The 14,737-nt window shown below is 70.9% G+C and carries 12 protein-coding genes; 6 read left to right on the forward strand and 6 right to left on the reverse strand.

Translation table 11 applies throughout. The annotated features are described in order from the left end of the window. The first annotated feature begins 6 nt into the window (after positions 1-6). From AC1PME_RS03265 to AC1PME_RS03275, 3 genes are all read left to right on the forward strand, one after another. The gene (locus tag AC1PME_RS03265) at positions 7-1,260 is read left to right on the forward strand and encodes an O-antigen ligase family protein (protein WP_481097283.1); all 1,254 of its coding nucleotides are present in this window, start codon (positions 7-9) and stop codon (positions 1,258-1,260) included. A 103-nt stretch (positions 1,261-1,363) separates the two neighbouring features. After that, positions 1,364-2,197: a glycosyltransferase family 2 protein gene (locus tag AC1PME_RS03270; protein WP_307548412.1), complete on the forward strand. Its 834-nt coding sequence runs from the start codon at positions 1,364-1,366 to the stop codon at positions 2,195-2,197. After that, positions 2,197-3,234 (forward strand): CDP-glycerol glycerophosphotransferase family protein, encoded by a 1,038-nt coding sequence (locus AC1PME_RS03275; RefSeq protein ID WP_481097284.1) that lies wholly within the window; start codon positions 2,197-2,199, stop codon positions 3,232-3,234. The genes AC1PME_RS03270 and AC1PME_RS03275 overlap by 1 nt, the downstream gene beginning before the upstream one ends. A 7-nt stretch (positions 3,235-3,241) precedes the next feature. On the opposite strand, the gene AC1PME_RS03280 is transcribed toward AC1PME_RS03275, so the two are convergent. From AC1PME_RS03280 to ribA, 3 genes are all read right to left on the reverse strand, one after another. Next, positions 3,242-4,762 (reverse strand): PH domain-containing protein, encoded by a 1,521-nt coding sequence (locus AC1PME_RS03280; protein WP_481097285.1) that lies wholly within the window; start codon positions 4,760-4,762, stop codon positions 3,242-3,244. Then, on the reverse strand, positions 4,759-5,292 hold the full coding sequence (locus tag AC1PME_RS03285; protein WP_481097286.1) for a PH domain-containing protein: 534 nt from the start codon (positions 5,290-5,292) through the stop codon (positions 4,759-4,761). The genes AC1PME_RS03280 and AC1PME_RS03285 overlap by 4 nt, the downstream gene beginning before the upstream one ends. A gap of 157 nt (positions 5,293-5,449) precedes the next feature. Next, positions 5,450-6,574, reverse strand: coding sequence for a GTP cyclohydrolase II RibA (ribA, locus tag AC1PME_RS03290; RefSeq protein WP_481097287.1), 1,125 nt, complete (start codon positions 6,572-6,574; stop codon positions 5,450-5,452). 290 nt (positions 6,575-6,864) lie between these two features. On the opposite strand from ribA, the gene AC1PME_RS03295 reads away from it, so the two are divergent. After that, entirely contained in the window at positions 6,865-7,386 is a 522-nt protein-coding gene (locus AC1PME_RS03295) for a GNAT family N-acetyltransferase (protein WP_254460269.1), read from the forward strand. 24 nt (positions 7,387-7,410) lie between these two features. On the opposite strand, the gene AC1PME_RS03300 is transcribed toward AC1PME_RS03295, so the two are convergent. Then, the gene (locus tag AC1PME_RS03300) at positions 7,411-8,325 is read right to left on the reverse strand and encodes a lauroyl acyltransferase (RefSeq protein ID WP_254460270.1); all 915 of its coding nucleotides are present in this window, start codon (positions 8,323-8,325) and stop codon (positions 7,411-7,413) included. 173 nt (positions 8,326-8,498) lie between these two features. Between AC1PME_RS03300 and dtd the strand changes: the two genes are divergently transcribed. Beyond that, complete coding sequence (gene dtd / locus AC1PME_RS03305; RefSeq protein WP_481097288.1) at positions 8,499-8,939, forward strand: D-aminoacyl-tRNA deacylase; 441 nt, start codon at positions 8,499-8,501, stop codon at positions 8,937-8,939. 114 nt (positions 8,940-9,053) lie between these two features. After that, positions 9,054-10,910 (forward strand): RNA polymerase sigma factor RpoD, encoded by a 1,857-nt coding sequence (rpoD, locus tag AC1PME_RS03310; protein WP_254460272.1) that lies wholly within the window; start codon positions 9,054-9,056, stop codon positions 10,908-10,910. Between the two features lie 199 nt (positions 10,911-11,109). Here rpoD and AC1PME_RS03315 read toward each other — a convergent pair whose 3' ends face one another. Both AC1PME_RS03315 and AC1PME_RS03320 read right to left on the reverse strand, forming a co-directional pair. Then, the gene (locus AC1PME_RS03315) at positions 11,110-13,926 is read right to left on the reverse strand and encodes a protein kinase domain-containing protein (RefSeq protein ID WP_481097289.1); all 2,817 of its coding nucleotides are present in this window, start codon (positions 13,924-13,926) and stop codon (positions 11,110-11,112) included. Then, positions 13,919-14,530 (reverse strand): ECF-type sigma factor, encoded by a 612-nt coding sequence (locus AC1PME_RS03320; protein WP_481097290.1) that lies wholly within the window; start codon positions 14,528-14,530, stop codon positions 13,919-13,921. The genes AC1PME_RS03315 and AC1PME_RS03320 overlap by 8 nt, the downstream gene beginning before the upstream one ends. Positions 14,531-14,737 lie beyond the last annotated feature (207 nt).

The raw sequence follows: 14,737 nt of genomic DNA on the forward strand, positions 1-14,737 counted from the left end.
TCCTCGATGTCCCAGCCCATTGCGCCACGCCATGCCGTTTCCGCGTTCTCCCGCCAGTCCCTGGCCGAACGTGGCGCGGCGCTCGCGCTGCTGTGCCTGCCGGGGCTGGTGATCAGCATGCCCAGCGGCCTGCTGCCGTTCGGCCTGCTGCTGCTGGCGACCAGCCTGCTGGCACTGCCGCAACTGCGCCAGGCGGTGGCGCCGATGCAGCCGTCGCTGCGCTGGCTGTGGATCCTGGCGCTGCTGGTGATCGGGCTGTCGCTGTGCTCGGTGCTGTATTTCGGCCAGCCGCTGAAGGACATCGACAACCGTACCCGTTTCCTGGTGCTGCCGTGGGCGGCGCTGTGGACCTATGCGCTGCGGCCGCCGCAGCGCCTGCTGTGGTGGGGCGCGCTGCTCGGCATCCTTGCCGCCCTGGTGCTGGCCAGCGTGCAGGTGCTGCAGGGCCAGCCGCGCGCGGAGGGCTGGACCAACGCCATCGTGCTGGCCGACGTGGTGCTGATGCTGATGGTGCTGGCGGTGTTCTGCCGGCCGCGCGGGCAGTGGCCGTGGGCCGTGGCCGCGCTGGTGGCCGGCGGCATCGTCATCCTGCTCAGCGGCAGCCGCGGCGTGTGGCTGGGCGTGCTGTTGCTGCTGGTGGTCAGCGCCCTGTGCCTGCGCTGGCGCGACAGCGCGACGCGGCTGATGATCCTGGGCGCCTGCACCGCGCTGGCGGCGGTGCTGGTGCTGAGCGTGCCGGCGCTGACCAAGCAGACCCGCCTGGCCGAGCTGCACCACGACGTGCAGCGCTACGAGCGCGGCGACAGCGACTCCTCGGCCGGCGCGCGCATCGAGCGCCTGCAGGTGGCGGCGGCGACCTTCGTCGAGCACCCCGTGGCCGGGGTCGGCGTGGGCCGCTTCGACAACGCCATGCTGCGCCTGCCCGACTGCCGGAAGGGCTTCGTCGAGCGCTGCCACCTGGGCCACGCGCACAACGACCTGGCCGAGTGGAGCGCGACCCAGGGCCTGCCCGGCACCGTGCTGATTCTGATGGTGTACGGCGTGCCGCTGTGGCTGCTGCTGCGCCTGTACCGGCGCCGGCCACAGCCGCATTTCCACGGCGCGGCGGCGGCCGGGATCATGGTGGTGGCGGCCTACGTGCTGTGCGGCATGACCCAGTCGATGTTCGCGCACCAGGTGAGCACCGGCTTCTACGTCGCCCTGGTCGGGGTGTTGATCGGGCTGGCCGCGCGCGAGGCGGTGCCGGCAGCGGGGCGCTGAAGGCGCCGCGCGAAGCCGGTAGACTGCCGGTCCCGCATCGCCGGGCGGCGCGGCGCCTGCGCCGGCCGCCGGCACCGCGCCTGACTTCCGGATACCGCGCGCCATGGCCGACGCCGCCGCGACCACCCTGCCGCTGAGCCTGGTGGTGATGACCTACAACGAGGCCGCCAACATCGCGCGCTGCCTGGACAGCGTGCCGTTCGCCGCCGACAAGCTGGTGGTGGACTGCGGCAGCACCGACGACACCGTGGCGATCGCCCGCGCGCACGGCGCGCGCGTGGTCGAGCAGGCCTGGCTGGGCTTCGGCCCGCAGCGCAACTTCGCCTCGACCCAGGCCGCGCACGACTGGATCCTGGTGCTGGACGCGGACGAGTTCCTGTCCGACGCGCTGCGCGCCGAGTGCCTGGCGCGGCTGCCGCAGTTGCTCGCCGAGGACCGCGTGGACGCGGTCTGGCTGCGCCGCAGCACCTGGTACATGGGCGCGCCGATGCGCTGGTACACCCCCATGGTCGGCGAGCGCCTGGCGCGGCTGTACCACCGCGGCCGCGCGCGCTGGAGCGATGCGCGGGTGCACGAATCGCTGCGCTTCGACGGCGCCAGCGCCGCGTTCGCGCCGCCGTTCAACCATCTGCACAACCCGACCCTGGTGCACAAGCAACTGAAGGTGCTGCGCTACGCCGAACTCAAGGCGCTCGGCTGGCGCGACAAGCGCAAGCCGGTGAGAATGTGGCAGAGCCCGTTCGTGTTCGCCGGCGCCTTCCTCAAGGACTATCTGCTGCGGCTGGCGTTCCTCGACGGCTGGCGCGGCTTCGTGGTGGCGCAGACCGCGGCCAGCTATGCGCTGTACAAGCGCATGCGCTACTACGAGATGCAGGTCAACCCGGCCTCGGTGGAGCAGGCGCGGGCGCAACTGCAACGGCACGATCTGGAGCACTGATGAGCAAGCACTATCTGCTGTACGGGTCCGAGCGTTATGCGCTGGCGATCCTGCGTCCGCTGCAGGCGGCGATCCGCGCGCGCGGCGACGAGGCGGCATGGTTCTTCGACGGCCCCGGTGCCGAGGATCTGACCGCCGACGAACGCCATCTGGCCACGGTGGAAGAGGTGCTGGCGTGGAATCCGTACGCGGTGATCACCTCCAGCAACGCGGTGCCGCATTTCTTCCCGGGGGTGAAGGTCGAGACCTTCCATGGCTTCGACGCCGGCAAGCCGCGGCATATCTACGTGCGCGGTTTCTTCGACCTGTACTGCACCACCGGCCCGCGCGACACCGCGGCGTTCGGCGCGCTGGCGCGCAAGCTCGGCCACTTCGCGGTCAAGGAGACCGGCTTCCCCAAGATCGACCCGTTCATGCGCGAGATCGGCGCGGAACTGGCGCCAGTGCGGCAGCCGCCGGTGATCCTGTACCACTCCACGTTCTCGCCGTCGTGGAGCGCGGCCGGCATCCTCTACGACGAGGTCGCGCGGCTCTCGCGCAGCGGCGAATGGCGCTGGATCGTCACCTTCCATCCAAAGATGGACCCGGCGATGGTCGCGCGCTACCGCGCGCTGGAGAGCGAGTTCCTGCACTTCGCCGACAACGACAACATCCTGGAACTGTTCCCGCAGGTGGACATGATGTGCTCGGACACCTCGTCCGCGCTCAACGAGTTCCTGCTCACCTACAAGCCGGTGGTGACCTTCAAGAACCGGCGTCCGGGCCCGCAGCTGATCGACATCGACGATCCGGCGCAGTTCGAGCCGGCGATCCGCCGCGCGCTGCAGCGGCCGCCGGAGCTGATGGCGGCGATCCGCGAATTCGCCGATGGCCTGCATCCCTACCGCGATGGCCAGTCCAGCGAGCGCGTGCTGCGCGCGATCGACGACTTCGTCGCCGAGGGTGCGCGCAATCCGCGGCGCAAGCCGTGGAACCTGTGGCGCAAGCTGAAGATCCGCCGCCGCATCGGCTACTGGGGCCGCGGCGCGCGCCGCTGACGCGCGCTCACCAGCGCAGCCGCCGCTGCGCCAGCGCGTCGCCCAGTTGTCGGTACAGCGCCCGCGCCTGCGCGTCCGGCAGCAGCCGCATGCGCAGTGGCGGTTCGCCGTGGCGGGCGCCGGCGGTGTCCAGCGACAGCGTCGCGGTGCCGCACCAGCGGTCCAGCGGCGAACGGCTCAGGTGCAGCGCCTGCAGCTTGTCCAGTTCGGCCAGCCGCCACCAGCGCCGCCACCAGCCGCCGCGGACCGCCACGTAGCGCGCATCCAGCGCGTAGCCCATGCGCTGCGCCTGCCGCCAGGACTTGAACGCCGACCACGGCAGCCACAACAGGCCCAGCGCGGCCCAGGCACCGAGCGTGGGCCACAGCCCGGCGCACAGCAGCGGCACCAGCAGCAGCGCCGGCAGCGACAGCCGCCACCAGCAGCGCGTGGCGATGCCGTGCCAGCGCGCCGGCGGCCAGGCGATCTGCGGCAGCAGCCGCTGCAGCAGCGCGTCGCAGGCGGCCGGCGTGGCCAGCGGCGCCAGTTCGGTCAGTGCGTGGTCGTGCCCGTGGTGCGACTGGATCACCGCGGTGTCGATGTGCAGGCTGCGCCGCCGCAGCAGCCGCTGCAGCACGCTCTCGTGCAGGGTCCATGCCTGGATCCGGCGCCGCGCCACGCTGCTGCGCAGCCGCGTCAGCAGGCCGCGCTCCACGGTCAGCCGGCGCTCGCTCTCGCTCAGCCGGAAGCCGTGGTACTGCACCAGCGCCAGCCCCATCGACAACGCGCGCATCAGCAGCAACAGCGTCGCCAGCATCAGGGCGAAGGTCACCCCGCCGGCCATCCAGCCCAACTGCAGGTGCGTGGCGTAGCCGAACAGTTGCCGCCCGTAGTGCTCGATCGCGTTGGAAATCATGCGCTCGGGGAACAGGTGGTAGGTGGCGCCGAAGGCGGTGAGCAGCACCACCATGCCGCGGTTGGAGATCAGCCCCTGGCGCAGCACCTCGGCGGTGGGCAGCGCCAGCAGCAGCTCGCTGTCCGGCGCGGCGTCGGCGTCGGTGGGGTCGGCAGGCTCGGCGGTGGGTGCGCGGTGGCGGATCTGCTGTTCCAGCGCCAGCGCCTGGTCCAGCCGCAGTACCCGCATCTGCGCCTCGGGCTTGGTGCCGCCGGCCGATTCCAGGCGTACCTCGGCCACGCCGAACAGCCGGTGCAGCAGCGACTGGTGCACCACCACGTTGTGGATGCGCGCGAACGGGATCTCGCGCAGGCTGCGTTCCAGCCAGCCGCTGCGGATGCTCAGGCTGTCGCGGCCGATGCGGTACTGGTAGGTGAGGTAGCGCAGCAGCGACACCGCCACCAGCGCGCTGCCGACCGCCAGCATCACCAAGTGATCGGCGTGATCGCGGTGGCCGTCGCGGCTGCCGAACACCAGCAGCGCCAGCAACGGCAGCAGGAAATGCTTGAGGTGCTGCAGCAGCACGAACAGCCACGACCACGGGTGCAGGCGCCGCACCGGCGTGGTGTGCTCGGCGTCGGCCAGGCCGCTCACAGCGCGTCGTCGTCGTGGTCGAGCTGGTGCGCCAGGCGTTCGCGCAGATGCTCGGCGTCGGCCTGGTCCAGGCCGGGCACGGCGACCGCGGTGTGCCGGGTGCCGGCGGTGTGCACGACCAGGGTGGCCAGGCGCAGGGCGCGTTCCAGCGGGCCGCGGCGCAGGTCCAGGTGCTGCACGCGCGAGATCGGCACGTGCGTCTCGCTCTGCCACAGGCGGCCGCGGAACACGTCCAGGCCCTGCGCATTCAGCCGCCAGCGGATGCGCCGGTGGCGGACGAACCCGATCCAGGCGCCGCACAGGCTGCCCAGCGCCGCCGCCGCGGCGCCCAGGGCCAACGCCTGCAGGCTGTGCAGGCTGAGGCCGACGATGGCGGCGGCGACCAGCAGGCTGAGCCCGAGCATGCAGCCGCCGCCGAGCGCGGCCAGCCAGGCGCCGCGCAACGGCAGCGGTTGCCAGTCCGCCGGCGGCCACGGCGCGGATGCCGGTGCGGCGGCGGGAGCGCTGGGCGCGGCGAGGGCGTCGTCCATGGGCGGCGGTGCGGTCACGTCGGGGTCTCGGGGCGAGTGCGCGGGCGCGCCGCGTGGCCTGCGATCCTAACGCGGCGATGGCGGGTGTGCGCTGTGCGCCGCGCGGTTCCCGCCTGAGCCGCAGGTGTGGCGTCGGGCGCCGTGCCGCGCCGGCGGCTCAGCGCGCCGCGCGCAGCAGCGCGTCCACGTCCAGCGCGTGGCCGGCCCGGGCCGCCTTGGTGCGCAGGTAGCCTTCGTTCTCGGCGGTGATCGTGCCGGTGACCGGGATGCGCTCGGTCACCTCGATGCCGGCCGCGCGCAGGCGCTCGGCCTTGTTCGGGTTGTTGGTGAGCAGGCGCACGCGGCGGATGCCGAGCCCGCGCAGCATCGCCACGGCGCTGCCGTAGCGGCGTTCGTCGGCGCCGAAGCCCAGTTGCGCGTCGGCGTCGATGGTGTCCAGGCCGTCGTGCTGGTAGCCGTAGGCGCGCATCTTGGTGGCGATGCCGGTGCCGCGGCCTTCCTGGTCCAGGTACAGCAGCACGCCACCGCCCAATGCCTTGAGCTTGGCCAGGCCATGCCGCAACTGGTCGCCGCAGTCGCACTTGAGCGAGCCGAACAGGTCGCCGGTGAGGCAGGAGGAATGCACGCGCACCGGGACCGGTGCGCCGAGGTCGGGCTGGCCGATCACGATCGCGACCTGGTCGCGCTGGGCCACGCCGCCGCGGAACACCACGAACTCGCCCGGCCCCAGGTCGCGCAGCGGCACCTGGGTGCGGGTGACCAGGGTGTAGCTGTCGGAGGCGGCGAGGGCGCAGCCGTGCTCCAGGTCGTCCAGCTGCAGCGCCTGGCAACCCTGGAAGGCGCTGCTGTCCGCGTCCAGCTCGGCGGCGACCATCGCCGGCAGCAGCAGGCCCAGGCGGGCGATCTCGGCGGCGCCGGCATCGAGCGCGTCGCCGGGCTGCCAGTGCGCCGGTACCGGGCCGTCGCGCAGGTAGGCCAGCGCCGCCAGCGCGTCGTAGGACTGCCCGGCCAGGGCGATACGTGCGCCCTGCGGCGCCTCCAGGCCCAGCACCTGCGCGCGCGCCGGGGTCACGAACAGGTAGTGCCGCTGCCCGGTGGCCTGGGCGAAGCTGCGATAGGACGGCTCGGTGCTGCTGTCCAGCGCCATGACCGCGCGGACGTGGCCGGCGCGATCCTCGAGCAGCACCGGACGCCCGGCACGCAGCTCCGATGCCGCGCGTTCGCTGCGGATCGCGGCAGGATCGCCGAAGGCGTGCGCGGAAGGGGCGGTGGGGCTGGTCATGCACGACTCCAGATGGGGGATCGGCGGCGCCGCTTCAAGGCTGCCGCGTCCGGTCGCGGCGGCACCGGCGCGGCGCCGGCAGGCGCGTTCGGCGCCCGGGCGCCATTGTCGCGCGCTTTGCCCGCCCCGCCAGCCTGCAGGCGATGGAACGCACTGTGCCCGGCCGCAGTGCGCCGCCGATGCAACCGGATGCGACGGCGGCGGCAGCGCCAGCGACACGCGCGGGCGTGCACGCGCCGCCGGTTGCTTGCTACTGTGCCGCATCGCGTCCCGTCCGGCCCCCGCCCCGCATGCAACTCGTCGATTGCACCGAACCACGCCACGCCATGGCGATCCTGGAGATCTTCAACGACGCCATCGTCCATTCCACCGCCTTGTACGACTACCGGCCGCGCCCGCCGGAGAGCATGGCGGCCTGGTTCGCGACCAAACGGGCGGGCGACTTCCCGGTGCTGGGCCTGGAGGACGCCGACGGCACCCTGCTCGGCTTCGCCAGCTACGGCACCTTCCGCGCCTGGCCGGCGTTCAAGTACAGCGTCGAGCATTCGGTCTACGTGCACCGCGACCATCGCGGCCGCGGCGCGGGCCGGCGCCTGCTGCAGGCGCTGATCGACACCGCGCAGGCGCGCGGCGTGCACGTGCTGGTCGGCGGCATCGACGCCAGCAATGCCGGCAGCATCGCCCTGCACGAGCAACTGGGCTTCGTGCATGCCGGCACCGTGCGCGAGGCCGGCTTCAAGTTCGGGCGCTGGCTGGACCTGGCGTTCTACCAGCGCATCCTCGCCGGCCCGGCGCAGCCGCACGACGATTAGCGCGGGGCTGCCCGGGCGAGCGCCTTAGTGCGGATGGCGCTCGGTGGCGTAGGGATTGGGCTCGGCCGGGTCCGGGCGCAGGGTGTAGCGCTTGTAGGTCCACTGGTACTGCGCCGGGTCGCGCCGCGCCACCCGCTCCACGCCCTCGTTGAGCGCGGTGGCCGCGCGCAGCGGGTCCGCATCGGCGATCGCCGGCGGCGCCGGCTGCACGTGCAGGGCGAACTCCAGGTCGTTGCCGACGCGCTCGCACCAGGCGAACAGCACGGTCGCGCCGGTGCGCTCGGCCAGGCGGTTGACCAGGGTCATGGTCAGCGCCGGCACGCCGAAGAACGGCGCGAACACGCCGTCGCCGGCCTTGGGCTGCTGGTCGGGCAGGATGCCGACCGCGCCGCCGTCCTTGAGCGTCTTGAACAGTTGCCGCACCGCCGGCCCCTCGGCGCGCACCTGGCGCACCCGCTCGCCGCTGCGCACCCGTTGCAGGAAGGCGTCGCCGACCGCCGAGTCCGGCGCGCGGTAGACGATGGCGATGTCCCCGCGCGAGGCCAGCCACTGGTTGAGCAGTTCCCAGTTGCCGAAATGCGGCGCGGCCACGATCACCCCGCGGCCGGCGGCCAGCGCCGCGTCGTACAGGTCCTGGCCGTGGCGCAGGCGCAGCCGCGCCAGGTTCCGTTCCGGCGGCCGGGTCCACAGCAGCAGGGTCTCGAAGGCCTGCCGCGCGGTCGAGCGCAGCACATCGCGCTGCAGGGCGATGCGCTCGCTGGGCAGCAGCTCCGGATAGGCCAGCTCCAGGTTGCGCCGGACCACCCGGCTCTCGCGCGCGTCCAGGCGCAGCCACAGCCCGGCCAGGGCGTCGGCCAGGCGGCGCAGCCACGGCCACGGCAGGCGCGCCACGGCGGCGGCGCAGCGGTACAGCAGGGAAGCGAGCGTCGCAGGTTTCATCGGCCCAGTTTATCCGCTCGGCGCGTCGGCCCCGCCCGACGGGCATCGCGGATCCCGTCAGCGGCATGCGATCCGGCTTCCCCAATCCAAGCGGTTCGGCGATGATCCTGCGTGATCGCAGCCGTTCGCCAAGCGCGGGCGATCCCCAATCCCCAATCCCCAATCCCCGCCCTATGCTCTCGCTGATCCAACGCGTCACCCAGGCCTCGGTCAGCGTCGACGGCGAGGTCGTGGGCCGGATCGGCCCCGGCCTGCTGGCGCTGGTGGCGGTGGAGCCGGGCGACGACGAGGCCAAGCTGCGGCGCATGGCCGAGCGCCTGCTCGGCTACCGGGTGTTTTCCGACGACAACGGACGCATGAACCGCTCGCTGCGCGATACCGGCGGCGGCCTGCTGCTGGTCAGCCAGTTCACCCTGGCCGCCGATACCGGTTCGGGCATGCGGCCCAGCTTCACCACCGCGGCACCGCCGGCCAAGGCTGAACGCGGCTTCAACCGACTGCTGGAGCTGTGCCGTGCGCAGCACCCGCCGGGGGTGGAAAGCGGCCGCTTCGGTGCCCATATGGTCGTCAGCCTGGTCAACGACGGCCCGGTCACGTTTCTGCTCCGGCCGTAGACGCCGGCGCGTTCCTGGCGGAGCCGTTCAGGCTCCTCGTCCGGCAAGCGGCGGTCCGGGCTGTTATAATGCTAGGTTCACTCATTCACCTACCTGCCGGTGGCGCGAGCACTCATGGCCAACGAACGTCCTGCCCAGCAATCCGACATCAAGCAACTGATCAGCAAGGGCCTGGAACAGGGCTATCTGACCTACGCGGAAGTCAACGACCACCTTCCCGACGATCTGGTCGATCCCGAACAGATCGAAGACATCATCGGCATGATCAACGGCATGGGCATCGATGTCCATGAGGTTGCCCCCGATGCCGAAACCCTGTTGCTCAACGACGGCAACACCGGCAACCGCGAAGTCGACGACACCGCGGCCGAAGAAGCCGCCGCGGCGCTGACCGCGCTCGACACCGAGGGTGGCCGCACCACCGATCCGGTGCGCATGTACATGCGCGAGATGGGCACAGTAGAACTGCTGACCCGTGAAGGCGAGATCGCCATCGCCAAGCGCATCGAGGAAGGCCTCGGCCAGGTGCAGGCCGCGCTGGGCGCGTTCCCGCTGGCGGTGGAGACCCTGCTCGAGGATTACGAACAGCACAAGGAAGGCAAGAAGCGCCTGGCCGAGATCGTGGTCGGCTTCAACGACCTGATCGAGGAAGAGCCGGCGCCGGTGGTGGTCGCCGAAGACGACGGTGCCGGCGATGCCGATGCCGATGAGGACGACGACGACGTCGACACCGCCGAAGAGGACGCCGGCCCGACCGGTCCGGACCCGGCCGAGGTCGCGCGGCGCATGGAAGTGCTGGCCACCGAGTACGCCAAGTTCAAGAAGGCCCACGCCAAGAACGGCGCCGAGCACAAGCTGGTCACCAAGCTGCGCAACGACATCGCCGAGGTGTTCGTCACCCTGAAGCTGCCGCTGCCGCTGACCGACGTGCTGGTGCGCAAGCTGCGCGACACCATGGCCCAGGTCAAGGACCACGAGCGCCGCGTGCTGCATCTGGCCACCCACGTGGCGCGCATGCCGCGCAAGGACTTCATCCGTTCCTGGGAAGGCAACCAGACCAATGTGGCCTGGGTCGACGACGCGCTCAAGCGCAAGCAGAAGTGGTCTTCGGCGCTGCGCGACGTCAAGGACCAGATCATCGCCGAGCAGGAAGCCACCGTCGCGGTGGAGCAGGCCACCTACCTGAGCCTGGCCGAGCTGAAGGAAATCAGCCGCGCCATGGCCTATGGCGAAGCCAAGGCGCGCAAGGCCAAGAAGGAAATGGTCGAGGCCAACCTGCGCCTGGTGATCTCCATCGCCAAGAAGTACACCAACCGCGGCCTGCAGTTCCTCGACCTGATCCAGGAAGGCAACATCGGCCTGATGAAGGCGGTGGACAAGTTCGAGTACCGCCGCGGCTACAAGTTCTCGACCTACGCCACCTGGTGGATCCGCCAGGCGATCACCCGCTCGATCGCCGACCAGGCGCGCACCATCCGCATCCCGGTGCACATGATCGAGACGATCAACAAGTTGAACCGCATTTCCCGGCAGATGCTCCAGCAGTACGGCCGCGAGGCCACCCCGGAGGAGCTGGCCAAGGAAATGGACATGCCGGAGGACAAGATCCGCAAGGTGATGAAGATCGCCAAGGAGCCGATCTCGATGGAAACCCCGATCGGCGACGACGAGGATTCGCATCTGGGCGACTTCATCGAGGACACCAACGTGGAGTCCCCGATCGAGAACACCACCAACATCAACCTGTCCGAGACCGTGCGCGACGTGCTCGCCGGGCTGACCCCGCGGGAAGCCAAGGTGCTGCGCATGCGCTTCGGCATCGACATGAACACCGACCACACCCTCGAGGAAGTCGGCAAGCAGTTCGACGTGACCCGCGAGCGCATCCGCCAGATAGAGGCCAAGGCGTTGCGCAAGCTGCGTCACCCGAGCCGCTCGGAACAGCTGCGCAGCTTCCTCGACATCGACTGAGCGCGCGCGGTTCGCGGTCACGAAAAAGCCCCGCCAGGTGCGGGGCTTTTTTGTGGGTGCCGGGGTGTGCGCGAGATCCGTGGGAGCCGCTTCAGTCGCGATGGCGGTGTGATCGCCGATAGCGACGGTCGGCCTGCGCGCCGTCATTGCGTCGTGACGTGCAGGCAGGGGCACGGCAGCCTGGCGTTGCCGGCCCGCCTCAGCCCGCCGCGGCGAGTTTCCGCTTCACCGCGACCAGGGTGTTGTCGCGGGGGCCGTAGATGCGCGATCCCAGCGCCAGCGCGCGCTGCCAGTAGCGCCGGGCCTGGCCTGTGCGGCCGCCGCGCTGGGCGATGTCGCCGAGCCCGTCCAGCGCGCCGAAGGCGTTCATCGTGCGCATGTACGACGCTTGTGCCGGATCGCCCATGCCGTCGACCAGCGCCTGGAACACGCGCTCGGCGTCGCCGTCGCGGTTGAGCTGAACGTACAACAGGCCGAGCGAATACTGGGTCTGCGACAGATAGCTGTGCTGGCGGCCCAGATAGGTCACGATTTCATGATCGGCCAGCAACAGTTGCTGCTCGGCCTCCTGCGGATGCTCGCTGATCACCAGGCCGAACGCGTAGGTGAGGCGGATGGCCGGCATCGGCAGGCGTTGCCGCGTGCCTTCGGCGATGACCTCCCGGAACAGGGCTAATGCCTCGTCGTCGTACGCCTTGCGCTGCTCAGGCACGTACTGCCCGAAGTAGATCAACTCGCCGGCCAGATTGCTCTTGGCCTTGAGCGTGAGTTCGTGGTGCGGGCCGTGCGCCCGGAGGTGGATGCGCAGAGCCTCGCGCGCCTGGCCGATGGCGCCGGCCAGGTCGCCGGTGCCGGTCCGTGCGTAGGAGGAAAATCGCAATGCCTCGGCCATGTCGGGATGGTCGTCGCCGACGCTGGCATGGAAGATGGCGCGCGCCTTGTCGGTGTAGACCAGCGCTTGCTTGAGATCGGACAGATAGATCAGCGATTCGGCGTAGGACACCAGCGCGCGCGCGGTCTGCGGATGCTTCTCGCCATACATGCGCCGCCGGCTGGCCAGCAGCGTGACGGCCAGGGCATGCGCTTCGCTGGGCCGGTCCAGCAGGCCGAGCGTGCGCACCAGGAAGTGCCGTGCATCGTCGGCGGTGGCCGGAGCCAGCGGCTGGCTCAGGGCGATGGCGTGCTGCAGATCCTGCTCTGCCTCCGCCATCCGGTACTTCTGCAGACGCCAGTAACCGCGCAGGGTCAGCAGATCGGCGCGCAACACGGTGTTGTCGGTGCCGCCGTTCGGCAACTGCGCCAGCGCCTGCTCGAGCAAGGCAGTGGCCTGGTCCTGGTCGGCCTGGCCCCAGCGCGCGCGGGCGCGCGCGGCGATCAGCGTGGCGCGCAGGCGCAAGCGCTCGGCGTCCTGCTCGACGGTGTCGTCGACCTGCTGCAGGCCGTGCAGCGCGGTCCGTTCGGCGCGCGCGTAATCGGCCTGCTGGTTCTGCAGGCTGGCCAGGATCGCGGCGATGCGCGCATCGTCCGGCCGCAGCGCGACCGCTTCGGCGGCCAGCCTCGCCGCATGCGCCGTGTTGCCGATGACGTCGTAGCTGCGCGCCAGCGCGGCCAGGCCGAGCGCGCGGCTGGTGGGGGTGTGCGGAAATGCCGGATCGCGCAGGCGCCCTTCGGTCTCGGCGAGCAGGCGTTGCGGGGTCAGCGGCGTTTCGCCGAGACCGGACAGCGTGGTGCTGCCGAGCGTGCGTTCGAACAGGCGGTCCAGGGCGGCGACCGAGCGCAGTTCCTGGCGTGCGCGCTGCAACTGCAGGGCCGCCATGCCGCCGCCGATCAAGAGCGCCGCCACGGCGATGCTGCACAGGGTCGCCGCCAGCGCATTCCTGCGCAGGAACAGCCGGATGCGGTGTGGACGGCTGGTGGGCGCGGCTGTCACCGGGCGATGTGCCAGCCAGCGTTGCAGGTCCGCCTGCAGGTCTTCGACGCTGGGATAGCGTTGTTCGGGCGCGATCGCCACGCAACGCAAGGCGATCCCGTCGAGATCGGCACCGATCGCCGCGGCAAGCGCGCGCGGACGGGACAGGCCGCGGGCCTGTGCGCTGGCCGCGTCGGTGCCGGCGGCCAAGGCGCTGGGACGGCGTGGCTGCGGTGCTGCGGCCAGCGCCGCGCCCCCCAGCGGCGCCGGCGGCAGCGGGCCGCTGCCGCACAGCAGCCGGTACAGCACGACGCCCAGCGCGTAGATATCCAGCGTGCGGGCTGGCCGCGCATCGCGCAGCGCTTCCGGAGCGGCGTAGCCGTGGCTGATGGCGATGAGCTTGCGGTCCGATTGCATGCGGCGCGCCAGACCGAAATCGAGCAGGCGCGGACGCCCGTCCTCGGCGACCAGCAGGTTCGATGGCTTGATGTCCTGGTGCACGATGCCCAGGCGGTGCGCATACGCGACGGCATCGCACACCTGCAACAGCAGGCGCACCCGCTCGCGTGGGGACAGCCGGTGCGCATCGCACCACTGGTCGATCGGTTGTCCGTCGACCTTCTGCATGGCGAACCAGGGATGGCCGTCGCGGTCGATGCCGCCATCGAGCAAGGCCGCGATGCCGGGATGGTCCAGTTGCGCCACCGTGTCGCGCTCGTGGCGCAAGGCATCGGCCACCGCCGGCGAGACCGCGGCGATGCGCAGGCATTTCAGGGCGACGGTCTGCGTGTAATGGCCATCGCTGCGTCTCGCTTCGTAGACAGTGCCCATGCCGCCTTCGCCGAGCACCTGCACGATGCGCCATGGGCCGAGGTGCGTCTGCAGGCGTCGATCCGGCTCGATCTCGGCAGCAGCGCCGGCAAGCGCCGTCGGTAGCGGCAGGTCCAGCGGCGAACTGGCGGCGTCGGCGTCCAGCAAGCCGTCGAGCACGGCGGCCAGCGCCGGGTGCGCGGTCCGCAGGCGCTGCAGCGCCGTGGCGCGCCGTGTCGGCGGCAGCGCTACGAACGTGTCGAACAGCTTCAGTGCCTCGGCGTGCAGGTCATGCACCGGCGGAGGCTCCGGTCGCCGCGGCGCCATCCAGTTGGCAGGCCAGGAAGGCGCGGGCCTTGCGCCAGTCGCGCCGTACCGTGCGCACGTTGCGCTGCAGCAGATCGGCGACCTCGGTTTCGCTCAGGCCGCCGAAGTAACGCAACTCCACCACCTTGACCAGGCGCGGGTCGAGCGCTTCCAGCGCTTCCAGCGCCTGCTGCAGCGCAAGCATGTATTCGGCGGACTGCGCCGCCTCGGCGACATCGTGTTGCGCCTCGAGCGGGACCAGGACGACGCCTTGGCCGCGCTTGTCGGTCAGCTTGCGCCGCGCTTCGTCCACCAGCACGAAGCGCATGGCGCGGGCCAGCAGCGCCAGCAGATGCGGTCGGGTCGCCGCGGCCACCTCGGCGTTGACCAGGCGCAGCCAGGTCTCGCTGACCAGCGAGGTCGGCGACATTCCCAGGTCGCGTTGCTGCCGCGCCTGCGACCGCGCGATGCGGTGCAGGTCCTGGTAGAGCAGCGTGTAGATCCGGTCCCAGGCGTGGGCCTGGCCTGCCTGGGCCGCGTGCAGGAGGTCGGTGATCGAGTCGTCCGGTGGCTCGTGAGCGGAACGCGCATGCATGTGTTGATGCCCCCTGAAGCCTGCACTTAAAGCAACGTGAATTTATTCACACGATGCAATGTCCTCATTGTGACATCAAGCACGAATCCATTGAAAAGAGGCAACCGTATCCGACGCTGTGTCGGCGGTTGCCTGGAGGCATGGCAGTCGGCGAGGACGCGAATGGATGAAGCACATGTATGCGAGGACAGCGGCGGCGAAACCCTG

This window comes from Xanthomonas sp. NCPPB 901 (assembly GCF_056725085.1).